26 protein-coding genes are annotated in these 24,309 nt (G+C 73.9%); 8 read left to right on the forward strand and 18 right to left on the reverse strand.

Annotated elements, in window-relative coordinates:
• Positions 1–32: 32 nt before the first annotated feature.
• Positions 33–770, reverse strand: coding sequence for an SDR family NAD(P)-dependent oxidoreductase (locus SM611_RS05450; RefSeq protein WP_371947717.1), 738 nt, complete (start codon positions 768–770; stop codon positions 33–35).
• 8 nt (positions 771–778) lie between these two features.
• Positions 779–1,234, reverse strand: a complete 456-nt coding sequence (locus SM611_RS05455) for an anthrone oxygenase family protein (RefSeq protein ID WP_371947719.1) — start codon at positions 1,232–1,234, stop codon at positions 779–781.
• Between the two features lie 176 nt (positions 1,235–1,410).
• Between SM611_RS05455 and SM611_RS05460 the strand changes: the two genes are divergently transcribed.
• Both SM611_RS05460 and SM611_RS05465 read left to right on the forward strand, forming a co-directional pair.
• A complete protein-coding gene (locus SM611_RS05460; protein ID WP_371947720.1) occupies positions 1,411–2,640 on the forward strand; it encodes a cytochrome P450 in 1,230 nt (409 codons plus the stop codon).
• A gap of 39 nt (positions 2,641–2,679) precedes the next feature.
• Positions 2,680–3,528, forward strand: a complete 849-nt coding sequence (locus SM611_RS05465; protein ID WP_371947721.1) for an SDR family NAD(P)-dependent oxidoreductase — start codon at positions 2,680–2,682, stop codon at positions 3,526–3,528.
• On the opposite strand, the gene SM611_RS05470 is transcribed toward SM611_RS05465, so the two are convergent.
• Positions 3,495–4,013 (reverse strand): hypothetical protein, encoded by a 519-nt coding sequence (locus tag SM611_RS05470; RefSeq protein WP_371947722.1) that lies wholly within the window; start codon positions 4,011–4,013, stop codon positions 3,495–3,497. The genes SM611_RS05465 and SM611_RS05470 overlap by 34 nt on opposite strands.
• 188 nt (positions 4,014–4,201) lie before the next feature.
• Between SM611_RS05470 and SM611_RS05475 the strand changes: the two genes are divergently transcribed.
• Positions 4,202–4,948, forward strand: a complete 747-nt coding sequence (locus tag SM611_RS05475) for a class I SAM-dependent methyltransferase (protein ID WP_371947724.1) — start codon at positions 4,202–4,204, stop codon at positions 4,946–4,948.
• 90 nt (positions 4,949–5,038) lie between these two features.
• On the opposite strand, the gene SM611_RS05480 is transcribed toward SM611_RS05475, so the two are convergent.
• Entirely contained in the window at positions 5,039–6,097 is a 1,059-nt protein-coding gene (locus tag SM611_RS05480; protein ID WP_371947726.1) for an NAD-dependent epimerase/dehydratase family protein, read from the reverse strand.
• 80 nt (positions 6,098–6,177) lie between these two features.
• Between SM611_RS05480 and SM611_RS05485 the strand changes: the two genes are divergently transcribed.
• Positions 6,178–7,116 (forward strand): NAD-dependent epimerase/dehydratase family protein, encoded by a 939-nt coding sequence (locus SM611_RS05485; protein WP_371947728.1) that lies wholly within the window; start codon positions 6,178–6,180, stop codon positions 7,114–7,116.
• On the opposite strand, the gene SM611_RS05490 is transcribed toward SM611_RS05485, so the two are convergent.
• From SM611_RS05490 to SM611_RS05500, 3 genes are all read right to left on the reverse strand, one after another.
• On the reverse strand, positions 7,113–7,505 hold the full coding sequence (locus SM611_RS05490; RefSeq protein ID WP_371947729.1) for an antibiotic biosynthesis monooxygenase family protein: 393 nt from the start codon (positions 7,503–7,505) through the stop codon (positions 7,113–7,115). The two genes, SM611_RS05485 and SM611_RS05490, sit on opposite strands and share 4 nt — an antisense overlap.
• Before the next feature lies 1 nt (position 7,506).
• Positions 7,507–8,700, reverse strand: a complete 1,194-nt coding sequence (locus tag SM611_RS05495; RefSeq protein ID WP_371947730.1) for an SDR family oxidoreductase — start codon at positions 8,698–8,700, stop codon at positions 7,507–7,509.
• 92 nt (positions 8,701–8,792) lie between these two features.
• Positions 8,793–10,229: a multicopper oxidase family protein gene (locus SM611_RS05500; RefSeq protein WP_371947732.1), complete on the reverse strand. Its 1,437-nt coding sequence runs from the start codon at positions 10,227–10,229 to the stop codon at positions 8,793–8,795.
• Between the two features lie 173 nt (positions 10,230–10,402).
• Here SM611_RS05500 and rfbB point away from each other — a divergent pair, with 173 nt between their 5' ends.
• A complete protein-coding gene (gene rfbB, locus SM611_RS05505; protein ID WP_371947733.1) occupies positions 10,403–11,440 on the forward strand; it encodes a dTDP-glucose 4,6-dehydratase in 1,038 nt (345 codons plus the stop codon).
• Here rfbB and SM611_RS05510 read toward each other — a convergent pair.
• The 3 genes from SM611_RS05510 to SM611_RS05520 all read right to left on the reverse strand — a co-directional run bounded on the left by SM611_RS05510 (position 11,424) and on the right by SM611_RS05520 (position 14,106).
• On the reverse strand, positions 11,424–11,720 hold the full coding sequence (locus SM611_RS05510) for an antibiotic biosynthesis monooxygenase family protein (RefSeq protein WP_371947735.1): 297 nt from the start codon (positions 11,718–11,720) through the stop codon (positions 11,424–11,426). The genes rfbB and SM611_RS05510 overlap by 17 nt on opposite strands.
• Positions 11,721–11,748: 28 nt before the next feature.
• Complete coding sequence (locus tag SM611_RS05515) at positions 11,749–12,003, reverse strand: acyl carrier protein (protein WP_371947736.1); 255 nt, start codon at positions 12,001–12,003, stop codon at positions 11,749–11,751.
• Positions 12,004–12,096: 93 nt separating this feature from the next.
• Positions 12,097–14,106 carry an AfsR/SARP family transcriptional regulator gene (locus SM611_RS05520; protein WP_371947738.1) on the reverse strand — a complete coding sequence of 670 codons (2,010 nt, stop codon included), beginning with the start codon at positions 14,104–14,106 and terminating at the stop codon, positions 12,097–12,099.
• Positions 14,107–14,800: 694 nt separating this feature from the next.
• Between SM611_RS05520 and SM611_RS05525 the strand changes: the two genes are divergently transcribed.
• Both SM611_RS05525 and SM611_RS05530 read left to right on the forward strand, forming a co-directional pair.
• A complete protein-coding gene (locus SM611_RS05525) occupies positions 14,801–15,511 on the forward strand; it encodes an N-acyl homoserine lactonase family protein (RefSeq protein ID WP_371947739.1) in 711 nt (236 codons plus the stop codon).
• A 116-nt stretch (positions 15,512–15,627) separates the two neighbouring features.
• A complete protein-coding gene (locus SM611_RS05530; RefSeq protein ID WP_371947741.1) occupies positions 15,628–15,999 on the forward strand; it encodes an antibiotic biosynthesis monooxygenase family protein in 372 nt (123 codons plus the stop codon).
• A 74-nt stretch (positions 16,000–16,073) separates the two neighbouring features.
• On the opposite strand, the gene SM611_RS05535 is transcribed toward SM611_RS05530, so the two are convergent.
• The 4 genes from SM611_RS05535 to SM611_RS05550 are packed head-to-tail and all read right to left on the reverse strand — an operon-like array spanning position 16,074 to position 21,310.
• A complete protein-coding gene (locus tag SM611_RS05535; protein ID WP_371947742.1) occupies positions 16,074–17,723 on the reverse strand; it encodes an FAD-dependent monooxygenase in 1,650 nt (549 codons plus the stop codon).
• Positions 17,720–19,078: an acetyl-CoA carboxylase biotin carboxylase subunit gene (locus tag SM611_RS05540; protein WP_371947743.1), complete on the reverse strand. Its 1,359-nt coding sequence runs from the start codon at positions 19,076–19,078 to the stop codon at positions 17,720–17,722. The genes SM611_RS05535 and SM611_RS05540 overlap by 4 nt, the downstream gene beginning before the upstream one ends.
• A gap of 59 nt (positions 19,079–19,137) precedes the next feature.
• A complete protein-coding gene (accB, locus tag SM611_RS05545; protein WP_371947745.1) occupies positions 19,138–19,641 on the reverse strand; it encodes an acetyl-CoA carboxylase biotin carboxyl carrier protein in 504 nt (167 codons plus the stop codon).
• Positions 19,634–21,310, reverse strand: coding sequence for an acetyl-CoA carboxylase carboxyltransferase subunit alpha (locus tag SM611_RS05550; protein ID WP_371947746.1), 1,677 nt, complete (start codon positions 21,308–21,310; stop codon positions 19,634–19,636). The genes accB and SM611_RS05550 overlap by 8 nt, the downstream gene beginning before the upstream one ends.
• Before the next feature lie 172 nt (positions 21,311–21,482).
• On the opposite strand from SM611_RS05550, the gene SM611_RS05555 reads away from it, so the two are divergent.
• Positions 21,483–21,773, forward strand: coding sequence for a DUF6059 family protein (locus tag SM611_RS05555; RefSeq protein WP_371947747.1), 291 nt, complete (start codon positions 21,483–21,485; stop codon positions 21,771–21,773).
• A gap of 22 nt (positions 21,774–21,795) precedes the next feature.
• Here SM611_RS05555 and SM611_RS05560 read toward each other — a convergent pair whose 3' ends face one another.
• The 4 genes from SM611_RS05560 to SM611_RS05575 are packed head-to-tail and all read right to left on the reverse strand — an operon-like array spanning position 21,796 to position 23,994.
• On the reverse strand, positions 21,796–22,299 hold the full coding sequence (locus SM611_RS05560) for a MarR family winged helix-turn-helix transcriptional regulator (protein WP_371947748.1): 504 nt from the start codon (positions 22,297–22,299) through the stop codon (positions 21,796–21,798).
• 9 nt (positions 22,300–22,308) lie between these two features.
• The gene (locus tag SM611_RS05565) at positions 22,309–22,518 is read right to left on the reverse strand and encodes a hypothetical protein (RefSeq protein WP_371947750.1); all 210 of its coding nucleotides are present in this window, start codon (positions 22,516–22,518) and stop codon (positions 22,309–22,311) included.
• A gap of 10 nt (positions 22,519–22,528) precedes the next feature.
• Positions 22,529–23,170: a nitroreductase family protein gene (locus SM611_RS05570; RefSeq protein ID WP_371947751.1), complete on the reverse strand. Its 642-nt coding sequence runs from the start codon at positions 23,168–23,170 to the stop codon at positions 22,529–22,531.
• A gap of 20 nt (positions 23,171–23,190) precedes the next feature.
• Complete coding sequence (locus SM611_RS05575; protein WP_371947752.1) at positions 23,191–23,994, reverse strand: SAM-dependent methyltransferase; 804 nt, start codon at positions 23,992–23,994, stop codon at positions 23,191–23,193.
• Between the last annotated feature and the right edge of the window lie 315 nt (positions 23,995–24,309).

Here is a 24,309-nt window from a genome sequence, read left to right on the forward strand (position 1 = left end):
GAAACACCGGCATGGTCGAAGTCCCGGCATGGTCAGACGCCGCAGTCGGCCGGGACGGCCGCCCCGGTCACGGCCCGCGACAGGTCGCCCGCCAGGAACAGCACGACGCCGGCGACGTCCTCGGGACCGGCCAGCCGGCGGAGCGCGGTCATCCCCGCGAGCCGCTCCCGGATCGGGGCCGGCGGGCCGCCGCCGTCCCGCTTGTCGACGAAGCCGGGCAGCACCGTGTTGACGCGGATGCCGCGCGGCCCGAGCTCCTTGCTCAGCGAGCTGGTCAGCCCGAGCACGGCCGCCTTGGACGCCGCGTAGTGCGCCCGGCCGGGGGCGCCGCGCTGCGCCAGCGAGCTGCCGACGTTGACGATCGAGGCGCCGTCGGCCAGCACCCCCAGCGCGGCCCGGGTGACCAGGTACATCGAGGTGAGGTTGGCGTCGAGCACCCGCGTCCACTCCTCGTGCCCCAGCTCCGCCAGCCCGGCGGAGGCGTCCACGCCGAGGTTGTTGACGAGCACGTCGAGGCCGTCGAACGCCTCGCGGCAGCGGGCGGCCAGCAGTTCGGCGCCCTCCTCGGTGGTGGCGTCGGCGCGCACGACGCGGTGCCCGCCGCCGATGGCGTCCAGCTCGGCCGCCAGCTCCTTCGCGGCGGTCTCGTCCCGGTGGTAGCCGGCGACGACGCGCCCGCCCGCCCGCGCCACCGCGAGGGCGACCTCGCGGCCCACCCCGCGGGTGCCGCCGGTCACCAGGGCCCGCCTGTCTCGCAGTCCTATGTTCATGACACTCCTCAGATCACCGCGGCGGTCGCGTTCACCAGCACCGCCGCGATCGCCAGGGCGGTGCGCAGCAGGTGCCAGCGCCGCCACTCGGCGCGCGGGTCCCGCCAGTCCGCGGGCAGCGGCGCGTCCGGGTCCAGGCTCTTGACCTGGCGGTTCAGCGGGACGTTCAGCAGGTGGGACACGCCCGACACCGCGACCAGCAGCACGGTGCCGGCGGCGAACAGCACCCGGGCCGCCGCGCCGTCCGCGAGCACCGCGAGCACCAGGCTCGTCAGCGCCGAGGTCAGCACGATCACCGGCATGGTGGGGTCCCAGTTGCGGCCGAGGAGCTGGTGGATGCGCACGTACAGGGGCGGCGACACCGCCCGCAGCGTGGGGACGACGCTGAGGGCCACGGCGAGCAGCACGCCCGCGGTGATGCCGCTTCCCGAGAGCGCTACGACACCGAGCGCGTTGTCCAGCACGGGTGCTCCCTCCGGTCGGCTTGTTCGCGGCGGGCGCCGGCGGCGTCCGCACACGGCCAGCGTCGGGCGTCCTCCTCGAGCCGTGATCGAGGCCGGTCGGCGGTCCGGCGTCGAGCGGCCCTCGAACCGGGCGGCCCACGATGCCGTCGCGGAAGCAGCCGAGCCAGGGAGCGGACATGGCCGAGACGGCCGACGCCGACATGACCGACGCCGACCCGACCGGGGAGGAGCTGCGGTTCCCGCCGCGGGTGCCCCCGGGCCCCGATCCGGCGCGCGAGTACGCGCGGCTGCGGGAGCGACGGCCGGTGGCGCGGGTCCGGCTGCCCGACGGGCGGCCGGCCTGGCTGGCCAGCCGCTACGCCGACAACCACCGGCTGCTGGCGGACGAGCGGCTGAGCCGCGCCGCCGCCGCCCGGGAGGGCGCGCCGCGGGTGCGCGGCATCGCGCTGGAGGCCGGCTCGATCACCACGCTGGACCCGCCGGAGCACACCCGGCTGCGGCGGCTGATCGCCGGGGAGTTCACCGCGCACCGGATGCGCCGGTTCCGGCCGCGGATCCGCGCGATCGCCGAGGAACTGGCGGACGGCATGGCCGCCGCCGGCCCCCCGGCCGACCTGGTGGCCGGCTACGCCGCCCCGCTGCCGATCCGGGTGATCAGCATGCTGCTGGGCGTCCCGGAGCCCGACCACGACCGGTTCCGCGCGTGGGCCGACGACTACCTGGGCACCACCGGCACCGACCCCGAGACGGTGCGGCGCGCGGCCGAGGGGCTGCGCGGCTACTTCCGCTCCCTGGTCGCGGACCGCCGCGCCGACCCCGGCGACGACGTCATCAGCTCCCTGGTGACCGCACAGGACGAGGAGCGGCTCAGCGAGCAGGAGCTGGTCGCGCTCGGCGTCACCCTCCTCGTCGCCGGGTACCAGACGGCCGCCGGCATGATCGCGGGGTCGGTGCAGACGCTGCTCGACCATCCCGCGCAGCTCGCCGAGCTGCGCGCCGACCCGGCGCTGATGCCGGCGGCGGCCGAGGAGCTGCTGCGCTACGTGGCGGTCTCCGCGAGCGGCGGGACGATCCGGGTCGCGACCCGCGACCTGGAGCTCGGCGGGACCCCGATCAAGGCCGGCGAGGCGGTGCTCCCGGCGATCACCTCGGCCAACCGGGACGCCGCGGTGTTCACCGACCCCGACCGGCTCGACCTGCGCCGCGACCCCAACCCGCACCTGGCGTTCGGGCACGGCGCGCACCGCTGCCTGGGCGCCGCGCTGGCGCGGGCGGAACTGGCGGTCGCGCTGAGCACCCTGCTGGAGCGGTTCCCCGGGCTGCGGCACGCCGAGCCCGGCCGGGCCCCGGAGTGGCGGACCGGCGGCATGATCCGGGGCCCGCTGGCCCTGCCGGTCGCCTGGTGACGGAGGAGCGGACGTGACCCTGGCGACGGAGGAGCGGATATGACGCGGTATCGGAACGCCCTGGTGACCGGCGCGTCGGGCGGCATCGGCGCGGCGTTCGCGCGCCGGCTGGCCGCGGACGGCGCCGCCCTGGTCCTGGTCGCGCGGGACGGGACGCGGCTGGCGGCGCTGGCCGCCGAGCTGGAGCGCGACCACGGGGCCGCGGTGGAGACGCTGCCCGCCGACCTCGCCGACCCGGCCGGCCTGGAGCGGGTCGCCGCGCGGCTGGCCGACCCGGACCGTCCGGTCGACCTGCTCGTCAACGGGGCCGGGGTGCTGGGCGGCATCGGCCCGCTCGCCCGCCGGGACCCCGCCGAGCTGGCGCACGGCCTGGCCCTCAACACGGGCGCGCTGGTGCGGCTGACGCGGGCGGCGCTGCCCGGGATGCTCGAACGCGGCCACGGCGGCGTCGTCAACGTCTCGTCGGTGATGGGCTTCCTGCCCGCGCCCGGCGGCGCCCCGTACGCGGCGGCCAAGGCGTTCGCGACGTCGTTCAGCGAGAGCCTGCACGGCGAGGTCTGCTGGAACGGCGTGCACGTCACCGCCCTGTGTCCCGGGTCGACCGGCGGGACGCGGCTGCACCGCTCCGCCGGGCACCGCGAGTCGGGGCGGCTCGGCAGGCTGCTCGACGTCGACGACGTGGCCCGCGACGCGCTGAGCGCCGTGGCGGCCGGGCGGCCGGTCTGCGTCCCGGGGCTGGACTACCGCTGGCGGGTCGCCATGTCGCGGGTGCTGCCGCGGCGGCTCGTCCGGGCCCGCTACTACAAGCGCTGGGGCCGCCGGCTGGCCGGCGGCCCCAGCGCGTCCGCGGACGCTCAGCGGCCGAGGTCGGCCGGGCCGAAGCCGTAGCGCTCGCCCTTGGACGAGGCGTGCAGCGTGACGATGACGTTGCCGTCGTTGTCGACCTGCGCCGCCTCGCCGGTCATCGTGAGCTTGTCCGGCGACAGCAGCGTGCCGGCCTGCTTGACGCGCACCGTCCCGGTCACCTTGCCGTCGTCGGAGATGACGTAGTGCCGGTAGTCCACCGCGAACGTGGCGGCGCCGGTGGCGGTCCAGGTGCCGAAGCCGACGATCTTCGACGCGCCGCCGGTGCCGGTGAGCAGGCCGTCCGCGCCGAACGCGAACAGGCCCGGCTCGGGCGGGAAGTCGGGCAGGTCGGTGATGGTCACGGTGACCGCCCACGTGCCCGGCAGCGGTATCCGCACCCGCGTCTCGGTGTCCGCGGCCGCCGCGTCCGGCGCCAGCGCCGCGGGCAGCAGCGCCGCCGCGCCCACCGCGGGCACCAGCCGCCCGCCCCTCCCGAACAGTTCTCGGCGTCCCATTCCCTCGCCCACGGCGGCTCCTCTCGTCACGGACGGATTCCGCGCAGGACGCTCGCACCCGCGGATCGACGTCCGCTCGACATCCGGTCCACCGGGCTTCTAGGCCACCTCGACCGGCATACCGAAGGCTTCGGCCTGGGCCTCGACACGCGGCATGCGGGACGTGGGCGAGGTGACGACGTCTTCGAAAGGGGCCGTTCATGCTAGCTGAGACTTTCGTCAGCGCCGGTCACAGGCTCATCGGCGACCACGCCCCCGAAGGGCGGGACTACTGGTCCAGGCGGTTCTGGGACCGTGAGGAGGTGGAGAGCCGCCCGGTGCTAGGCGACGACTTCCGCGCGCAGAAGAAGAAGATCGCCGAGTACATCGAGGAGCACGGCCGGGACGCCGGCCGGGTGCTGGAGTTCGCCTGCGGGACCGGCGAGTTCACCGCGATGGCCGCCGGCCTCACCTCGGCGAAGGAGATCCTCGCCAACGACATCTCCGAGCACGCGCTCAAGATCACCGGCGACCGGGTGGACCACCCCGGGCTCACGCTGCGCCAGGGGGACTTCTGGACCCTGGACGGCATCGAGCCCGCGCCGCTCGTCCTCTGCGTGGACGCGATCCACCACATGGGGCAGGTGCGGAAGGTCCTGGAGCGGCTGAAGACGTTCGTGGAGCCCGGCGGCACCTTCGTCGGCAACCTGTGGACGATCGACAACTACCACGACTACCAGCGCGGCCGGTACGGGGCGGGCAAGCACCTCGGCCGCTCCGCGCTGTTCCTGGCCAACGCGGTCGTCATGCGCGCGACGGGGGGCCGCGTCCGCTGGGCGTCGTACCGCACGCAGCTGCTGCGCTCCGCGGCGGTCGAGCCCCTCCTGCACGAGGTCTTCGACGAGGTCGTGGAGGTCTACACGACCCGCTTCTTCGTGGCCTTCGTCTGCCGCCGGGCCGCCCGGTAGTCCGCCACCCCGGATACGTCGACCTGCGGCGTGTCGTTGTTATGGCAAGGCCGATAACAACGACACGCCGCAGGTCGACGGGGTTCGCGTTCAGGTTCCGGCCGGGGCCACCCCGCCGCGGACGCGGTCGGCGGCGAACTCGCGCAGCCCGGCCTCCAGCCCGACGCGGGGCCGCCAGCCCAGCTCGTCCATGATGCGGGCCGGCGAGGCGAAGACGTGCCGCACGTCCGCCACCCGGTACTCGCCGGTCACGACGGGCGGCGGCCCGCCGGCCGCGGCGGCCAGCGAACTCGCGACGTCGAGGATGGTGTGCGGGGTCCCGCTGCCGACGTTGTAGGCGCGGAACCCCGGCCCGCCCCGCTCCAGCGCGGCGACGTTGGCGTCCGCCACGTCGGCCACGTGGACGAAGTCGCGGCGCGGCAGGCCGTCCTCGAACACCCGGGGCGGGCGCCCCTCCACCACGGCGTGGTGGAAGGTGCCCGCCACGCCGGTGTAGGAGCTGCCGAGCATCCCGGACCCGTACACGCTGTGGTACCGCAGCGCCGAGGCGCTCCCGCCCGTGTCGGTCGCCCAGGCCGCCACGAGGTTCTCCTGCGCCAGCTTGGTCACCGCGTAGATGTTGTACGCGGGGGCGAGCGGGTCGTCCTCCTCGATCGCCTCGGCGGCCAGCTCGCGCCCGCACTCCGGGCAGCGCGGCTCGAACCGGCCGGCGTCCAGGTCCGGCACCGTCCTGCGCCGCGGACGCACCAGGCCGTGCCGGGGGCAGCGGTACCGGCCCTCCCCGTAGACCACCACGGAGCTGGCGTAGGCGAGCCGCTCCACGCGCGCCTCGACCATCCCGACGAGCAGCGTCGCGGTGCCGAGGTCGTTGCAGTCGGCGTACCGGCGGGCGTCCAGGATCTCCCGCCCGCGCCCCACCATCGCCGCGTGGTGGCTGACCGCGTCGACGCCGTCCAGCGCCCTCCGCACGGCGTCCTCGTCCCGCAGGTCGGCGTGCACGAACTCCACGCCGTCGGGCAGCCGCGGCGGGCCGAAGTGCAGCTCGGGCAGCAGGGCGTCCACCACGCGCACCCGGTGTCCGGCGGCCAGCAGCGCCGCCGCCACCCGGGATCCGATGAACCCGGCACCGCCGGTGACCAGAACGTGCATCACACGTACCTCTTCCTCGTTCGGGGCGCCTCGATCCGGCTCACAGCGGCCGTCGAGCCGCCGCTGGAACCGTTCGGGACGTGGTTACGCACAGGAACATCGACACGGAACCGGAACCGGTGGCCGTGGTGGGAGCGGGCGGATTCATCGGCACCCGGCTCACCGAGGCGCTGACGATGGCGGGCGTTCCCACGGCGCCCGTCACCCGCGCGACCCCGGCGGTGGTGGACGGGCGCCCCGCGCCCGCCCTGCGCACCGCCCGGACGATCTTCTATCTGGCCAGCACCGTGAACCCGGCCCTCGCCGAGCGGCATCCCGAGCGGGTCGCCGCCGACCACGCCGCGTTCACCGGGCTGCTGGCCGCGCTGCGCCGCGCCGGGGACCGCCCGGCGCTGATCCTGGCCGGCAGCGCCGGCGCCGTGTACGCGCCGGACGCGGACCCGCCGTACCGGGAGACCTCCCCGATCGGCCCGGCCTCCGCGTACGGCCGGGCCAAGGCGGAGCTCGAACGGGCGCTGTTCGAGGCGCGCGACGCGGTGCGCCCGGTCGTGGTGCGGATCGCCAACGCCTACGGCCCCGGCCAGCGGACCGGGACCATGCAGGGCGTCGTCGGGCACTGGCTGGAGGCCGCGGCGGCCGGGCTGCCGCTGCGGCTGTACGGGCCGCCGGAGGTGTGCCGCGACTACGTGTTCGTGGACGACGTCGTCGAGGCGTTCCTGCACGCCCGTCACCTCGCCCGCCTGCGGCCCGAGCCGGACGCGCCGGAGGTGTTCAACGTCGGCTCCGGCGTGCCGGTGTCCCTCGGCGAGCTGGCCCGGTCCGTCGCCGCGGCGATCGGGCGGGAGCCGCGTGTGGAGCGGCTGCCCGCCCGCGGGTTCGACCGCCGCGACGTGTGGTTCGACGTGCGGCGCGCCCGTGAGGTCCTCGGCTGGCGGCCGCGGACCTCGCTGCCGGACGGGCTGCGCCGCACCTGGCTCGCGCTCACCGCGGCCACGGCGGGCACCGGAGCGGTCCGCTAGCGCGGCGAGGCCGGCTGGGCCGGCGGCCCGCCGAGCAGGGCCCGGCCGGTCATCTCGTAGACGACGTGCATGGTGACCATCGACGCCGACTCCCGGAACGGGTGCAGCCTGGTGCGGTGCTCCAGATGCTGGGGGCTGCGCTCGAACTCGCGGAAGCCCGGCTCGCTCACCCAGTCGCTGACGACGTAGTACACGCCGTCCTCGTCGTCGCTGCGCGACAGCCACTGGCGCAGGTTGGCGGGGTCCTCGGTGATCGCGTGCCCGACCTTGTACCAGGTCTCCTCGAACTCCTGCTCCTTGCCGGGGTGGATGTTCATCCGCAGCATGACGCGGAAGATGCCGCCGCCCGGCGCCCCGCCGGCGGCCGCGCCGCTGTCCGTCGCGCCCATGTCAGATTCCTCCGTCGACGTTGAGGGTCTCCCCGCTGATCCACGCGCCGAGGTCGCTCGCGAGGAAGAGCACCGCGCCGGCGATGTCGGCGGGCTGCCCCAGCCGGCCGAGCGCGGTGAGCCGCTGGTACCGCTCCTGCACCTCGGGCGGGACCTCCTCTTCGGTCTGCACCGGGCCGGGCGCGACGAGGTTCACGCGGTAGCCCAGCGGGCCGAGCTCCTTGCACAGCGACCGGGTCAGGCCGGTGAGGCCGGCCTTGGACGCGGTGTAGTGGGCGCGCAGCGGGATGCCGACCGTGGCCACCTTCGAGCCGACGTTGATGATCGAGGCGCCGGGCGTCAGCAGCGGCAGGGCCCGCTGGGTGACCAGGAAGGTACCGGTCAGGTTGATGTCCAGGATGCGTCGCCACTCGTCCGCGCCGAGCTTCTCGAACGGCACGTGGCTGATCGCGCCGGCGTTGTTGACGAGCACGTCGAGCGAGCCGAGGTGGGCGCGGCACTCGGCGATGAGGTGCTCGACGCCGGCCTCGTCCCCGATGTCGGCCTTGACGACCTTGTGGTTCCCGGGCGTCTCGGCCAGCTCCTTGACCAGGCTGTCGACGGCGGGGCCGTCCTGGCGGTGGCAGGTCAGCACGTTCGCGCCCGCGCGGGCGAACGCCAGCGTGATCGCCCGCCCGAGGCCCCGGGTGCCGCCGGTGACGAGGACGCGGCGGCCGGTGTGGTCGAAGCGGACGCCGCCCGCGGCGCGCTCGGCGGCCTCCTCGACGATCCGCTTGATGCGCTCCATCTGGACCGCCGTGTTGCGGTTGAGGCGCTCGGTCATGCCCGCGTCGTCCAGCGGGGCGTCCGGCTTCATCGCGAAGTCCTGCGTCCAGCGCATCCGCACGCCGCCGTCGACGTGCTCGTACTCCCAGTGCAGGTTCATGTACTGGAAGACGCCGGTCTCCACGCGGTGCGCGTCCACCGTGCGGGTTTCCGGATTCGGGGTGCGCTCGGACACCCAGCTCCAGACCGTGCCGTTCTCGTCGGGGTGCAGCGCGAGCCGGAAGCGGACGGTGTCGCCGTCGCGCTCCAGGATCTCCGCCGAGCCGTACTCGCTGAACAGCCGGGGCCACGACTCGACGTCGTTGGTCATGTCCCAGAGCAGGTCCATCGGCGCGTTGATGACGATCGAGTTGTCGGTGTGTCCCGCCATGTTGGGGATTCCTCCTGGACGTCGCCGGGTCGGGAACTGAAACGGTGTCGCGCTGGGCTAGAGCACCTCTGGAGCGACGGTGGTGACCTCGTTCACCCGATGACCTCGGCCTGCGCCATCATTCCCATGGACGAGTGGTCGAGGAGGTGGCAGTGGTAGAGGTAGCGCCCGAGGTACCGGTCGAAGCGGACCTTGAGCCGCACGTCGCCGCCGATCGGCACGGCGACGGTGTCCTTGCGGCCCGCCTCGTGCCCGGTGACGGGCTGCCCGTTGCGGTCCAGCACCTGGAAGTGGGTGCCGTGCACGTGGAAGTTGTGCGGGACCGACGGCCGCACGTCGCGGTTGTGCACGCGCCAGATCTCGGTCTCCCCGCGCTTGATCTTCGTGTCGACGCGGTCCATGTCGAACGTCTTGCCGTCGATGACGAACGCGCCGATGGACAGGTCGAGCTTCATCTCGATGTCGCGGGTGACCACGGCCTCGCCGAGGTCGCGGGCGTGGCCGAGCCGCTCGGGGACGCGGCTGAGGTCGGGGACGCGGTGCCCGACGTCGAACCGCATGACGCCGGTGGTCGCCTCGTCCGTCCCGTCGGCGTTGTGCAGGACGACCCGGGTGCCGGGCCGGTAGCGGGAGAAGTCCACGACCACGTCCACGCGCTCGGCCGGCGACAGCGTGATGCTCGTGGCGGTGACGGGGGCGGGCAGCAGGCCGCCGTCGGACGCGATGACCGTCATCGCGTCCCCGTCGCCCTCGCCGAGCCGCAGCGTGAAGTACCGCTCGTTGGAGCCGTTGAGCAGCCGCAGCCGGTACTTGCGGCCGTCCACCTTCATGTACGGCTGCGGCCGGCCGTTGACCAGGAGGGTGTTGCGGTACCGGAAGTCGTCCATCTCGAAGAGCAGCCGCCCCTGCTCGTCGAAGCGCGCGTCGCGCAGCATCAGCGGCACGTCGTAGCGGCCGGACGGCAGGCCGAGGCGGCGCTCCCGGCGGTCGCCGACCAGGTAGAACCCGGCCAGCCCGCGGAAGACCATCTCGGCCTCCATGTGGTGGCTGTGGTCGTGGTACCAGAGCGTCGCCGAGGGCTGCCGGTTGTCGTAGACGTACTCCCGGTACGCGCCGGGGGCGATGGAGTCGGCCGGATGCCCGTCCTGGCCGGGCGCGACGAGGCCGCCGTGCAGGTGGACCACGGTCTCGTGCATCATCGCGTTCGTCTGCCGGACGACGACCCGGCGGCCCGCCTCGGCGCGGATGGTCGGCCCCGGGAAGCGTCCCTCGTAGCCCATGATCGGGGTGCTGACGCCGGGCAGGATCTCCGCGGCGCCGTGCCGGATCGTCATGTCGTAGTAGTCGGTGGTCGCCGTCCGGCGCACCGGGACGGCCACCTCGGGCAGGCTCAGCGGCACCGAGAACGGCGGCGGCGCGGTGACGTCCGCCCATGCGCGCCCGCCCCGTCCGAGGACCGCCGTCCCCGGCACGGCCGCCGCTCCGGCGGCGACCGCCCCCAGCCTGATGACTCCCCGTCGTGTCAGCATCGTCCGTCCTTCCGCATGGGTGATCGAGCACGGACACGGTCGCGCGCCGTTCTCAAGGGGCGCTGGAGGAACGTCCCGCGAGGAGGCTCGCGGATCCATCTCGCTCGGGAATCGAGCAGCCGTTGCGAGCGTGCGGCGACGCTCCGGGAGAGAGCGAGCAGAAGGGGAGACACATGGGACGCACCATCGCCGTGACGGGCGCCGCCGGGTTCATCGGCGGCAACTTCGTGCGCTACTGGCGCTCTGTCCATCCAGAGGACGGGATCGTCGCGATCGACGCCCTGACCTATGCCGGGAACGTGCGCAACCTCGACGAGGTCCGCGCCGAGATCGTGTTCGTCCAGCACGACATCGCCGACGAGGCGGAGATGACCAGGGTGCTGCGCGCGAACGAGGTGGACGTGGTGGTGAACTTCGCCGCCGAGACGCACAACAGCCTGGCCGTCCTTGAGCCCGCGCGCTTCTTCCGCACCAACGTGCTGGGGACGCAGGCGCTGCTGGAGGCGTGCCGGCAGGCCGGGGTCGGCCGGTTCCACCAGGTGTCCACCTGCGAGGTCTACGGCGATCTCGCGCTGGACTCCCCCGAGTCGTTCACCGAGTCCAGCCCCTACCTGCCGCACACGCCCTACAGCGCCAGCAAGGCGGGATCCGACCATGTGGTGCGCAGCTACCAGCACACCTTCGGCCTCCCGGTGACGATCTCCAACTGCGCGAACAACTACGGCCCCTACCAGTTCCCGGAGAAGGTCCTGCCGCTGTTCGTCACGAACGCGCTGGCGGGGCTGCCGCTGCCGATGTACGCCTCGACCGGCAACAAGCGGGAGTGGATCTCGGTGACCGACCACTGCCGGGCGATCGACCTCATCCTCGCGCGCGGCGAGGTCGGCGAGACCTACCACGTGGGCAGCGGCGAGGAGGCCACCATCGAGGAGATGGCGGACCTGGTGCTGGACGAGCTCGGCCTGCCCGGGACGCTCAAGACACTGGTGTCCGACCGGCCCGGGCACGACCGCCGCTACCTGCTCGACTCCACCCGGATCCGGCGGACGCTCGGCTGGGCTCCCGAGGTGCCGTTCGAGCGCGGCGTCCGCGAGACCATCCGCTGGTACCGCAGCAACCGCGCCTGGTGGGAGCCGCTTCTCGCGCACCGCCGGATCGCGGAGGAGTCGTGGAGCCGGCGCGACCGGGCGCCGCTCAGTAGGCGGCGGTGACCTCGTAGATTCCGAACGGGCCGCGGCCCCGGCCGTCCTGGAGGGGGCGGAGCGGGGCGGTGGCGCCGCGGTGCTCGGCGCCCTCCTCCCACTCCCGGAACGAGTCCAGGTCGGCCCACTCGCTCATCACGACGAAGGCTCCCGGCTCGTGGACGGACCGCAGCAGCGCGTTGCCGAGCAGTCCCGGCGTGCCCGTGAGGGCGCCGCTGACGGTGTGGTAGGCGTCCTCGACCGCCCGGGGGTCGTCGCCGGGCGCGCTCGCGTACACCAGCACGCGCACGCGCCCGACCACCTCCCCGGACGGTCCGTCACGCCGCGGCGATGCGCGGAGTGACATAGCCGACCACGTCGTCGGGCGTGCGGAGCTCCTCGACCTGCTCGTCGGGGATCGCCACCAGGAACTCCTGCTGGATCCGCGCCGCCAGTTCCAGCCGGGCCAGCGAGTCGTAGCCCATCTCGTCGAAGGACACCGCCCCGATCTCCGAGTCCAGGCTGATGGAGTCGGGCTCGCCCGCGCAGTCCCGGAGGATGCGCCGGACGTCGTTCACCGTGAACCGGGCCATCGTCTCTCCTCTCGTGCCGATGTGGCCCCACTGTCGCGGCAGCTGCTTGAACACCGCTGGACGCGGGATGGAAACCCGGGCGCGGGCCGGCCCTCACCCATTGCCGAGCGCCTTCACCACACCGTTCACCGGACGCGTTCGCCTGGCCGGCGGCTCCGGCACCGCCGCGCGGACCACGCGCGGGTCGCGGTGCTCGTACCCGGAGTCCGGGCGGTCGCCGACGCTCTCCCACACGGGGCGGACGCCCTCGCGCGCCGGCCGGACGCCCTCGCGGACCGCGCGGGCGTGGTCGGCGGCGGCCGCGGTGGCCGCCGCCTCAGGCCGTTCCCGCGCCGGCTCCAGGAGTTCCTCGTCGAGGCGCTCCCGGGCGAACACGCGCACCAGCTCGTGCAGCCGGTAGCGGATCTCCCCGCCGCCGCCCATGCTGACCGACAGCAGGTGGCAGCCCGCCAGCCGGATCAGCTGGGCCTCCACCTCGTCGGTGCCGTTGCCGATCAGCCGGGCCGCGGTGGTGGCGGTGAAGTCCGGCGGCGGCAGCAGGCTGATCAGGCGCAGCGCGCTGCGGTCGCCGGGGTCGAGCCGCCGGTAGCCGGACGCCAGCCGGGCCCGCACGTCCAGCTCCGCGAACGACAGCAGGTCGAGCCGGCGCGGCAGGCTCTCCAGCTGCGCGGCCAGCTTCTCCACCGGCCACGTCTGCATGGCCGCCAGCCGGGACCCCACCGCCCGCACCGCGAGCGGGAGCCGCCCGGCCAGCCGGGCGACGCGCTCGGCCGCGCCCAGCTCGTCCGCGGTGAAGCGGCGCCCGCTCACCGCCTCGATCAGCGCCATCGCGTTCTTCGTCGACATGACGTCGAGCTCGACGTGCCGCACCCCCGGCAGGCTGTAGAGGCCCCGCTGGGTGGTGATGAGGACCGCGCAGTTCGGCGCCGCCGGGAGCAGCGGGGCCACCTGCGACACCGAGTGCGCGTCGTCCAGCACGACCAGCACCCGCCGTCCCATGCTCCAGGTGCGGAACAGCTTGCTGCGCTCCTGGAGGTTGTCCGGGATCTCCGCGGCCGGCACCCCGATCGCCCGCGCGAAGCCCTCCAGGACCTCGTACGGGTCGGTGGGCCGGTCGCCGGTGCCCCGCAGGTCGGCGTAGAGCTGGCCGTCGGGGAACTCCGCGCGGTCGGCGTGGCCGGCCCGCAGCGCGAGGGCGGTCTTCCCGACCCCCGGCATGCCGGAGATCGACACCGCCCGCGCCGCCGTGTTCTCGCCCTGGGGGCGCACCAGGTGGCGGCGCACGTCCCGCAGGACTTCCTCCCTGCCCACAAAGTCAGATGTGTCCGGGGGGAGCTGCGCGGGCACCAGGAGGGTCTCGAAACGGCTGCGCACGACGGGGGCGGGAGCACCCTCGTCTCGCGACTCGGCGTCGGAGTTGAGCAGGTTCAGGTGGAGCTGCTGGACGGCCGCGGACGGCTCCATCCCCAGTTCGTCGATCAGCATGCGGCGCAGTCCCTGGTAGACCTCCAGAGCCTCGTAGCGGCGGCCGGACCGGTGCAGCGCCATCATCAGGTGGGAGTGGAACCGCTCGTTGAGCGGATGCTCCGACACCAGCATCTTCAGTTCGCTGATCAGCTGCCGGTGCCGGCCGAGTTCCAGGTCGGCGGTGATGCGCAGCTCCATGGTGCGGAGCCGCTCCTCCTCCAGCCTGGTCACGTGCGCGGACAGGATCTCGCCCGCCGACACGTCGGCCAGCGCGGGGCCGCGCCACAGCGCGAGCGCCTCGCAGAGCCGGTCGGCGGCACGGGCCGCGTCGCCCTCGTCGAGGGCCGTGCGGCCCTCGTGCGCCAGTCGTTCGAACCGCAGGAGGTCACCGCGTTCCGCCGAGACGTCCAGCAGATACCCGGAGACCCTGGTATGGAGAGTCGCCGAGGTGCAACGCTCCAACACATCCTTGCGGAGTTTGTAGATGTACGTCTGAAGGGTCGTCATCGCGCTGGCCGGCGGTTCGTCGCCCCAAAGCTCGTCGATGAGCTCGCCCACCTGGACGAGCTTTCCGCACCGTACGAGCAGGAAGGCGAGAACCTGCCGCACCTTCGGCGCGGTGGGGGTCAGTTCCATACCCCCATTGGCCACCCACAGCGGACCCAGAATCCGGAAATACATGCACCCTTCCCCGTGTTCTGTCGTCACATCACATCTCGATGAACCTCGGCCGCGCAAATAAGCACCTGGGGGAAATTCTCGACTGAATCGAAGGCCCAGGCAACGGCCACTAGCGGGACGGTCACCGAGTGCCGGACACGCCTCTTGAAGTTCCGCATCACCCTCTATACAATTCTCTGCCCGGCCATCCGGAAAGCCGGGCTGTGCACCCTCCCGCTGTATCGGACGGCCGTTTCAGGGGTTCCGGACGGCCCGACAAGCGGCAACCTCGGCCTTCTCGAACCGAAGACCGCATCACAGTGCACTCCGGCTGCTCGGAGCCCACTCGAAGCTCACTCGCAGGCGACTACGCCCTCGCCGGCCCGCCATCTCGCCGCCAATAACTGGCGGCAGCTATTACGCGTCTTTTCGGACTCCGCCAACCTGTACACGGCCGACCGCAGAACGCGACGTTCCAAGGTCATCCGGCGTGCCCAGAAATCTCGGGTTGCGGCCATGTAACGGAAATATAAATAGGACTTGAATGATAGTCCGCAAATCAGAGTTTCGGGCGGCGGCCGGCCCGGTCGACCGGCATTCGACCCGCGCCCCCTACGCTAACCGCCGACCTCCGGCAACGGGGACACGCCAGCAGACTCGGGAGTGGAGAATGAAACTTCAACTGCTCTTCAGCGGCCGGATCCGGCCTATCGGCGCCCCGGTGCCGGCGTATCTCATCACGACCAGCGACGCCACGGTGCTCGTCGACACCGGCCCGCCGCGGGACCGCGCCGGCGCGCACCGCACCGACCCGGACGAGCGCGTGGAGCTGGAACCCGGCGAGGACGTGCCGAGCCTGCTCGGCGGCCTCGGCGTCGCCCCCGGCGACGTCGACCTGGTGGTCTGCACCCATCTGGACCCCGACCACGCCGGCAACCACGACGTGTTCGGCGGCGCCGAGTTCGTCGTCCAGCGGCGGCACCACGCGTGGGCGGTCTCGGACGCCGGGGCGCGCTGCGGGTCCACCCGGGACCGCTGGGACCGGCCGGACACCCGGTTCCGCCTGGTCGACGGCGACACCGAGCTGCTCCCCGGCATCGAGCTGATCGAGTCGTCCGGGCACGTGCCCGGGCACCAGTCGGTGCTGATCCGGCTGCCCCGCACCGGGCCCGTGCTGCTCGCCGCCGACGCGATCCCCATGACCGCCGCGCTCGACCCCGGGAAGCGGCCCGTCTTCCCCTTCGACATGGACGAGGACGAGGTCCGCGCGTCCACGAAGAAGCTCGTCGACCTCGCCAATGCCGAGAACGCGCTGATCATCTGCGGCCACGAGCCGTCCAACCTCACCGATCTGCGGGCGGCGCCCGCCTACTACGACTGACCGATCCACGACCGACCGGATGCACGACCGACCCGATCCACGACCGACCGGAAGCCGCACCCCGCTCCGCGTCCGGCCCACCGTCCGTGACCGAAACACGCAGCGAGGAGTAGCCCGTGTCCGAAAGACCCGTCCGCGTCGTCGTCCACTACCGCGATCCCCGCGGTCCGACCGGGGCGGTCACGGACGCCTACCGGCAGGCGGGCCGCCAGTTGCGCGGCACGCCGGGGCTCATCGGCCACGAGCTCCTGGAGGTCCAGGAGAGGGACGGCCGGTACGCGCTGGTGATGGCGTGGCGCGACCTGGCCTCCTACCGCGACTGGGAGCGGTCGCTGCGCGCCGCCGGGCACCCGTCGCCGCTGCGGCCCTACCAGGACCGGACGCGCCCGGCCGGCCACTACGAGGTCTACGAGGTCCACGACACCCAGTGGGAGGCCGCGAGCGACTTCCGCCCGGTGGCCGTTCCGGAGCCGGAGACGCCGGCCTGACGGCACGCCTGACGGCCGCGCGGCCCCGAGCGCTCAGGCTCGGGGGCCGCGCGGCCGTCCGCCTCGTCCCGGTGTCAGCCGGCGACCCGGTCCGCGACCTCGGCGGGCGCGTCCGCCGACCGGCACAGCAGCCGGTCGAACAGCCCGCCGAGGTCGTCGCTCCCGGCCGGCGGGCCCGCGCTCCGCCACGCGACGAACCCGTCCGGGCGCACCAGCAGCGCGCCCGCGGGCGTCAGGCCGTGCGCGCGGCAGAGGTCGACCGCGACGGGGTGGACGTCCCGGCCGATGACGGCGGTCTCGACGGTGACCCCGGCCTTCCGCGCCGCCCGCGCCACCGCGTCCGCGGCGGCGGTGCCCTGCGGGCCGCAGAGCAGCACGAACGCGTCGCCGTAGAGGTCGAGCGTGGAGACGAGCCGCCCGTCCCGCTTGACGATGACGTGCGGGGCGCGGGTGCCGGGCCGCCCGGTGGGCTCCGGCTCCCACAGCGGGTCGCCGCCGGCGGCGTCCGCCTCCACCGCGGCCGACCGGTAGACCTGGCCGAACGTGACGACGGGGTCGGGCTTGATCCGCGGGTCCGGGGCGGGGCTGGGGCCGCCGGCCAGCCGCGGGCGGTCCTTGGACCGCAGCACCGCCTGCTCCACGGTGGCCTCGGCGACGGGGCGGCGCTCGCGCTCGTAGGTGTCCAGCAGCCCGGGACCGGCCTGCCCGTGCAGCACGGCCGCGAGCTTCCACGCCAGGTTGTGCGCCTCCTGGACGCCGGTGTTGGACCCGTACGCGCCGGTCGGCGGCATCACGTGCGCCGCGTCGCCGGCCAGGAAGACCCGCCCGGCGGCGAAGGAGCGCGCGACCCGGCCGGCCGACTCCCAGGACGCGACGCCCTCGATCGTCACGTCCAGGTCGTCCACCCCGGCGGCGGTCCGCACGAGGCTCGCGCAGTGCTCCGGGGTGAACTCGGCGGCGCGGTCCGGCTCGTACGGGACGTGCAGCAGCCACTCGTCGGCGTTGTTGACGGGCAGCAGCCCGCTGCGCGACTTCCCGCTGATCGTGTAGCACATGACGAACCGCCGGCCGCGCAGCGGCTCGGTCAGGTCGGCCCGGAACTGGACGTTGAGGAAATGGGCCAGCGTACCGGGGCCGTCCATCCCGATGTCCAGGAGGCGGCGCACCAGGCTGCCCGCCCCGTCCGCGCCGACCAGGTAGGCGGTGCGGATCGAGTGCTCCGCGCCGGCGGCGTCCCGCGTCCGGACGGTCACGCCGTCCGCGTCCTGCTCGAAGCCCGTCAGCTCGGTGCCGAACCGCAGGTCGGCCCCGTGCCGGGCGGCGTGCTCGCGCAGCAGCGGCTCGACCTCGTGCTGGTGGCACAGGCACCAGCCGGTCGCGCCCAGCCAGCCCGCGTCGTCGTCGGCGGCGCCGGTGTCGCGGTGGTAGCCCTCCTTGAGGGCGCCCATCTCCTTCCCGGCGAGGCTCTCGGCCGCGATGATGCCGCTGTTGCCCGCGAGCGCCTTCGCGGACGGCATGGAGCGCAGCTCGTCCTCGATGCCCGCCCACCGGAACAGCTCCATGGCGCGGGCGTTGACCCCCCGCGCGCGGGGATGGGGCGACAGGCCCTCGTTGCGCTCGACGACCATGGACCGTACGCCGTGCCTGCCCAGGAACAGGGCGGTGGCGAGCCCGACCAGGCTCCCGCCCGCGATGACGACCGGCGTGTCCGCTGCGGCGTTCATCGGTCACCTCCGAAGTTCATCTCGTCGACGAGTGCCGTGGTGTGCTTGCCTGCGCGGAACGTGGGGTTCTCCAGGACGCCGCGCAGGAATTCGCGCGTCGTCCGCACGCCCTTGCCGGAGACGTGGAACTCGCTGAGCGCCCGGTCGGCGCGTTCGATCGCCTGCCGGCGGTCGGGCGCCCACACCGCCACCTTGGCGAGCAGCGGGTCGTAGTCGGCGGTGACGCGCATGCCCGGACGGGCGTGCGTGTCCACCCGGACGAACGGGCCGCCAGGGGGCGCGAAGTCGTCCAGGACGCCGGGCGTGGGCATGAATCCGCGCGCCGGGTCCTCGGCGTTGACGCGCGTCTCGATGGCGACGCCGCGGGGGACGATGTCGCTCTGCCGGACCGACAGGCCGTCGCCCGCGGCGACCCGGAGCTGCTCGCGGACGAGGTCGATGCCGGTCACCAGCTCGGTCACCGGGTGCTCGACCTGGATCCGGCAGTTGACCTCCATCAGGTAGAAGTCGCCGTCCCGGTCGACGAGGAACTCGTAGGTGCCGGCGCCCGGGTAGCGCAGCTCGCTCGCGGAGTGCACGGCGGCCGCGCAGATCCGGTCGGCCAGCTCGCGGGGCAGCCCCGGCGCGGGGGTCTCCTCGACGAGCTTCTGCCGCCGCCGCTGCACCGAGCAGTCCCGCTCCCCCAGGTGGACGACGCCGCCCTCGCCGTCACCGAGGATCTGCACCTCGATGTGCCGGGCGTGGTCGAGGTACCGCTCGGCGTACAGCCGCGGGTCGCCGAACGCCACCTGCGCGCCGGCGCGGGCCTCCACGTAGGCGCGCGGCAGCTCGCGCGGGTCGCGCACCACCGTCATGCCGCGGCCGCCGCCGCCCGCGACCGCCTTGATGATGACCGGGTAGCCGATGGACGCCGCGACGGCCTTCGCCTGCTCCACCGTCTCCAGCGGCTCGGGGCTGCCCGGCAGCACGGGCAGCCCGGCCTGGCGGGCGATCTCCCGGGCCTGGGCCTTGTCGCCCAGCCGGCTCAGCACCGGCGCGGACGGGCCGACGAAGGTCAGCCCCTCGGCCGCGCAGATCTCGGCGAAGTCGGGATCCTCGGACAGGAAGCCGTACCCGGGGTGGACCGCGTCGGCGCCGACCTGCAGGGCGGCGGTGACGATGGCGGCGGGGTTGAGGTAGCTGCGGCGGGGGGCGGCCGGGCCGATGCGGACGCACTCGTCGGCGAGCCGCGTCACCGCCGAGTCGCGGTCGGCGTCGGAGTACACCGCGACGGTGCGGATGCCCAGTTCCCGGCAGGTTCGCGCCACGCGAAGCGCGATCTCCCCCCGGTTGGCGATCAGGACGGTCGAGAACATGAAGACTCCTCAGTGGCGGAGTTGCCCGGGACGGGCTGGGCTTGCCGCGCGCCGCCGGTTCAGGCCGGGGCGAGCACGAACAGCGGCTGGCCGTACTCGACGGGCTTGCCGTCGGACACCAGCACCTCGACGACACGGCCCGCGCGCTCGGCCGTGACGGCGTTCATCAGCTTCATCGCCTCGACGATGGCGACCTGCCGGCCCTCCTCCACCTCGTCGCCGACCTCCACGAAGGGCCGTGCCCCCGGGGAGGACGCACGGTAGAAGGTGCCGACGAGCGGCGCCTCGACGTGGAAGGAGCCGTCGTCGTCGTCCGTGCCGGGCTCGGCGGCGGGAAGGGGGACCGCCGCCGGGGCGGAGACCGCGGCGGGAGCGGCGGCGGGGGCGGCCGGCGCGGGCGCGGCGGCGGTGGCCGGATCCGGCCATTCCACCTCGACGCTCAGCTCGCCCGCGCGGACCCGCACGCTCTTCAGCGGCCCGTCGGTGGCGCCGATCAGCTCCGCGGCCCGGCGGCACAGGTCATCCAGGGCGCTCGCGGCACCGCCGGTCGGGTCCTCAGTCATGTGCACCTCGCTCTTCGGCCCCGAACGCGCCGAACCGGGCGCGGCGCCGCCGCACCAGGTCGGCCGGGGCGATGTCGGCCAGTTCGTCCAACGTCGCGGTGAGCGCGCCGCGCAGCAGCTCGCCGGCGGCCACCGGGTCCTCGTGCGCCCCGCCGTCCGGTTCGGGGACGACGGCGTCCACGATCCCCTGCCGCAGCAGGTCGCGGGCGTCCAGGCGCAGCGCCGCGGCGGCCAGCGGCGCCAGCTCCCGGTCGTTCCACAGGATGGCGGCGCATCCCTCCGGGCTGATCACCGAGTAGACGGCGCCGGAGAACGCCAGCACCCGGTCGGCCACGGCCAGTGCCAGCGCGCCGCCGCTGCCGCCCTCCCCGACGACCGCCGAGACGATCGGCACCGGCAGCCCGGTCATCAGCCGGATGTTCTCGGCGATGGCCCACGCCTGCCCGCGCTCCTCGGCCTCGACGCCCGGGTGCGCGCCCGGCGTGTCCACCAGCGTGACGATCGGCAGCCCGAGCTTGGCCGCCAGCCGCATCAGCCGGCCCGCCTTGCGGTATCCGGCGGGCGAGGCCATGCCGAAGTTGTGCGCGACCCGCTCGGCGGTGTCGCGGCCCTTCTGGTGGCCGATGACCATGACGGGACGGCCGTCCAGCCGCCCGGTCCCGCCCACGATCGCGGGGCAGTCGCCCGACACCCGGTCGCCGCGCAGCTCCTGGAAGTCCTCCAGCGTCTGGCGGATGTAGTCGAGGGTCGTGGGACGCCGCTGGTGCCGCGCCAGCCCGACGACCTCCCACGCGTCCCGCGCGGGCAGCTCCGCCGGGTCGCGGACCAGCCGGACCCGCTCCCCGGCCGCCGCGGCGGGCCGCTCGCCGAGCGCGGCGGCGAGCACGCACCCCAGCGCGGGACGCAGCGCCGCGCGCGGGACGACGGCGTCCACGAAGCCCCGCTCCAGCATGAACTCCGCCGTCTGGAAACCGTCCGGGAGCTCCTGCTGGATGGTCTGCTGGATCACCCGCGGCCCGGCGAACCCGATCCGGGCGCCCGGCTCGGCGAAGATCACGTCGGGCAGCGTGGCGTAGGACGCGGCCACCCCGCCGTAGGTCGGGTCGGTGATGACCGAGACGGTCAGCACGCCCGCCTCGTCCAGCTCGGCGAGCGCCTGGCTGGTCTTGACCATCTGCATCAGGGAGAAGGCGCCCTCCTGCATGCGGGCCCCGCCGGAGGCGGTCACCAGCAGGAACGGCGCGCGGGTGCGGAGGGAGACCCGCGCGGCCCGCGCCAGCCGCTCACCGACGCCCACGCCGAGGCTGCCGCCCATGAACCGGAAGTCCATGACGGCCGCCACCACCGGATGCCCCTCCAGCGTCCCGGTCACGCAGGTGACGGCCTCCCGCTCCCCCGTCTCCGCCCGCGCCCGCGCCGTCCGCTCCGGGTACGGCTGGGAGTCGGCGAAGCCGAGCGGGTCCTCGGGCACCGCGACGTCGTCGAGGACGGTCACCGACCCCTCGTCGAGGAGCTGGGCGATGCGCCGGCGCGCGGAGAGGCGGGTGTGCGCCCCGCAACCGGGGCAGACGCGAAGGGAACGGTCGAAACGCTTGCCGTACGTCAGCTCGCGGCACGCGGGGCAGCCGTACCACTGCACCGCGTCTGTCGGCATCGTCTGCGTACTCACCTGGGCAGAGTCGCCCGGGGGGCTCAACGGCCACTGGAGACCGGCTGGACGTGCCGCGCCGCGCGGGCGGCGGCCGGGGGCCCGCCCACCGATCTTCCACCGCCCCTTGAGCGGCGCTCCGCACACTCCGTCCGTGCCCCGCGCCCGCGGGCGCTCAGGAGGGGAGGACGCGATGGGACGGGGCCGGCTCCGCAGGGCGCTGCGCTATCTCAGCACCGGGATGGGCTACGTCGGTTTCGGCGTGATCGGGATGACTCCGAGCCAGTACATGCGGTACGTCGCGCAGCGCGAGGACGGCGCCGCGCACGAGCCCGGCGCGGCCGGGCACGCGGCGGCCGCGGCGGAGGATCCGCCGGACGGCTCGCTCCCGCCGCCGGCGCACCCCGAGCGCCTGGTGCCGGGCGAGCCGCTCAGCGAGGAGGCGTCCCGGCTGTGGGCCCAGCTCGGCGACCTGGGACGGTGAACCGGGCCCGGCCGCGACGGCGTCAGCCGGCGGCCCGGCCGAACGCCGCCGGCGCGGGCGTCCCGCCGAGCGCGTCGGCGTGGTCGAGCAGCGTCTGGAGGGCGCGCCTCAGCTCCACGTTCCGGGCGGAGCCGGCGCCGCCCAGCGGCTCCAGGTAGCGCCCCTCCAGCTCCCGCACCTCGGGGACGGCCTTCGCCACCACCTCCGAGCCGCGCGCGGTGAGCGAGAGCTGCACGGCCCGGGGGTCGTCCGGGTTGTCGGTGCGCTCCACCAGCCCGGCGCGCTCCAGTGTCCGGACCAGCCGGGAGATGTACATGGGCTCCAGGCCGCTGTAGTCGGCCAGCTGCCGCTGGCTGGGCCGGACGCCGGACATGAGCATGCCGTGCAGGGAGGCCACGACGGCGTACTGGGCGTGGGTGAGCCCGAGCGGCGCCAGTGCGCGGTCCATCGCGACCCGCCAGCGCAGGGACACGTGCCAGAGCAGGTAACCCGTGGGCGGCGGCGGGGCATCGGCTTGGTTCGCCATGCTTACAGTCTACATGTTTACTACCTGGCACCAGCGGCAGGGCGCCGGGATCTCCAGGCTCACCGGAGTGAACGGGGTGCGGGCGCCGGGGACGCCGGTCTCGGTCCGGCCGCCGGGCGCGTAGCGGAACGCGAACGGGAGGCCGGCGGCGGCCATGGGGCGGGGCCGGTCCATCAGGTGGAAGTCGGTCGCCAGGACGCCGCCGGTCCGGGCGAACATTTATGACGGCTCAGCCGCCGGCGAGTGGCGTGCCGTACGTCTCGTCGAAAACGATCTCCTCGACGGGGGTGCGGGTCAGCCGGGCGGGGAAGCCGTTCGCCGGGTAGCCGACCGCGATGTGAGCCGCGGTGATGATGCCGTCCGGGATGCCGAGCAGCTCCTTGACCTGCGGCTCCGCGTGGACGAGGAGGGTGGTCAGGGCGCTGGCGACGCCCTGGTCGCGCAGCGCGAGGCAGAAGTTCTGCGCGGTGGGGTAGACGGAGCCGCCGCCGACGACGCTGAGGCGGTCGAGCTCCAGGTCGGTGGGGTGCAGGCCGTCCAGCTCGGCGCACAGCACGACGATGGCGGGCACCTCGTGCAGGTGCTCGGCGAAGTGGTCGGCGTCGGTGACGGCCTTCGGCAGCGCGCCGACGCCGATCTCCCCGTCCCCGATTCCGGCCAGGTACGCCTTCCACGGCGCGAGGTACCACTCGGCGAGTTGCCGCTTGCGGTCCTTGTCGCGGACGACGATCCAGCGGACGGGCTGCCGGTTGCCGCCCTGCGGGGCGAACCTGGCGGCGTCGAACGCCGCCATCAGCACCTCGTCGGGCACCGGGTCGCCGCTGAAGTAGCGGCAGGTGCCCGTCGTCTTCATGGCCTCGATGACGTCCATATCGCCTTTCCCGGGGGTTGTCAGAGCTTGCGGCCGACGGCGCCGTACATCCAGATGCGGTCGAGATGCGGGGTGACCGGGCCGTCCGGGCGCCACAGCGGGGTTTGGACGATGCCGGGCTCCAGCAGTTCGAAGCCGTCGAAGATGCGCTCGATCTCGGCCTTGCGGCGCGCCACCGCGGGGGCCTTGGCCTTGGTGTAGGTGCTGGCGACCTGGTCGACCTGGCTGGCGCGGAAGTCCTGGGTGGGGTGGGAGACGGCCAGGTAGCCGCCGCGCGGCATGGCGTCCCGCAGCGGGGCGACGAGTTCGTGCGGCTCCCGGTCGGGGACGAACTGGAGCACCGACACGAGCATCACCGCGAGCGGCCGGTCGAAGTCGATCAGCGAGCGGACCTGGTCGTCGGCGAGGATCCTCTCCGGGTCGCGGACGTCGGCCCGCACGACCGCCGTCCGGCCGCGCGGGTGGGTCGAGAGCAGGGCCCGCGCGTGCACGAGGACGATCGGGTCGTTGTCGACGTAGACGACGCGCGATTCGGGTGCGATCTCCTGTGCCACCTCGTGGACGTTGCGCTGGGTCGGCAGCCCGGCGCCGATGTCGAGGAACTGCCTTACGCCGGATTCGACCAGATGGCGGACGGCGCGGCGCAGGAAGGCGCGGTTCTCCTGGGCGATGGCGCGCAACTCGGGCGCCGCGCGCAGCGCCGCCTCGGCGGCCACGCGGTCGGCCTCGTAATTGTCCTTGCCGTTCAGGTAGTAGTCGTACATCCGGGCCGGATGCGCGACCTCTTCATTGAGGTCGATGGATTCCTTTTCGCCGCTGCTCACCTGTTCGGCCCTCTTTTCGCGCGCACGCCGACCACCACCGCGAAGTGTTCGCGGCCGATGCGTGGATCCTATTTGCGTTTCCGGGGGCGCGGAGGGGAAATGGCCGGGTAAGGCCGGGCGGGTCGGCGGGGTGCGGCGCTCGGGCCGCCTCTTCCGGGGTCGCCTTCCGGTCGCCTTCCGGTCGCCTTCCGGTCGCCTTCGAAAGATTTCGAAGCAACGATCACGGCCGTGGCCCGTCGGCCCTGAGGGCTGACCTCTGAAAGCGCCTGGAAGCAGTTGACGCTAGGGGCGCTTGGGGTTATTTTCCTGTCTACT

This window comes from Actinomadura monticuli, from assembly GCF_041463655.1.
GTDB classification, from domain to species: Bacteria; Actinomycetota; Actinomycetes; order Streptosporangiales; family Streptosporangiaceae; genus Spirillospora; species Spirillospora monticuli.

Coding starts and splice junctions, on each gene's coding strand:
- SM611_RS05450 (WP_371947717.1), bottom strand. CDS start 770: ATGAACATAGGACTGCGAGACAGGCGGGCCCTGGTGACCGGCGGCACC.
- SM611_RS05460 (WP_371947720.1), top strand. CDS start 1,411: ATGGCCGAGACGGCCGACGCCGACATGACCGACGCCGACCCGACCGGG.
- SM611_RS05465 (WP_371947721.1), top strand. CDS start 2,680: ATGACGCGGTATCGGAACGCCCTGGTGACCGGCGCGTCGGGCGGCATC.
- SM611_RS05475 (WP_371947724.1), top strand. CDS start 4,202: ATGCTAGCTGAGACTTTCGTCAGCGCCGGTCACAGGCTCATCGGCGAC.
- SM611_RS05480 (WP_371947726.1), bottom strand. CDS start 6,097: ATGCACGTTCTGGTCACCGGCGGTGCCGGGTTCATCGGATCCCGGGTG.
- SM611_RS05490 (WP_371947729.1), bottom strand. CDS start 7,505: ATGGGCGCGACGGACAGCGGCGCGGCCGCCGGCGGGGCGCCGGGCGGC.
- SM611_RS05495 (WP_371947730.1), bottom strand. CDS start 8,700: ATGGCGGGACACACCGACAACTCGATCGTCATCAACGCGCCGATGGAC.
- SM611_RS05500 (WP_371947732.1), bottom strand. CDS start 10,229: ATGCTGACACGACGGGGAGTCATCAGGCTGGGGGCGGTCGCCGCCGGA.
- rfbB (WP_371947733.1), top strand. CDS start 10,403: ATGGGACGCACCATCGCCGTGACGGGCGCCGCCGGGTTCATCGGCGGC.
- SM611_RS05515 (WP_371947736.1), bottom strand. CDS start 12,003: ATGGCCCGGTTCACGGTGAACGACGTCCGGCGCATCCTCCGGGACTGC.
- SM611_RS05520 (WP_371947738.1), bottom strand. CDS start 14,106: ATGGAACTGACCCCCACCGCGCCGAAGGTGCGGCAGGTTCTCGCCTTC.
- SM611_RS05525 (WP_371947739.1), top strand. CDS start 14,801: ATGAAACTTCAACTGCTCTTCAGCGGCCGGATCCGGCCTATCGGCGCC.
- SM611_RS05535 (WP_371947742.1), bottom strand. CDS start 17,723: ATGAACGCCGCAGCGGACACGCCGGTCGTCATCGCGGGCGGGAGCCTG.
- SM611_RS05540 (WP_371947743.1), bottom strand. CDS start 19,078: ATGTTCTCGACCGTCCTGATCGCCAACCGGGGGGAGATCGCGCTTCGC.
- accB (WP_371947745.1), bottom strand. CDS start 19,641: ATGACTGAGGACCCGACCGGCGGTGCCGCGAGCGCCCTGGATGACCTG.
- SM611_RS05555 (WP_371947747.1), top strand. CDS start 21,483: ATGGGACGGGGCCGGCTCCGCAGGGCGCTGCGCTATCTCAGCACCGGG.
- SM611_RS05560 (WP_371947748.1), bottom strand. CDS start 22,299: ATGGCGAACCAAGCCGATGCCCCGCCGCCGCCCACGGGTTACCTGCTC.
- SM611_RS05565 (WP_371947750.1), bottom strand. CDS start 22,518: ATGTTCGCCCGGACCGGCGGCGTCCTGGCGACCGACTTCCACCTGATG.
- SM611_RS05570 (WP_371947751.1), bottom strand. CDS start 23,170: ATGGACGTCATCGAGGCCATGAAGACGACGGGCACCTGCCGCTACTTC.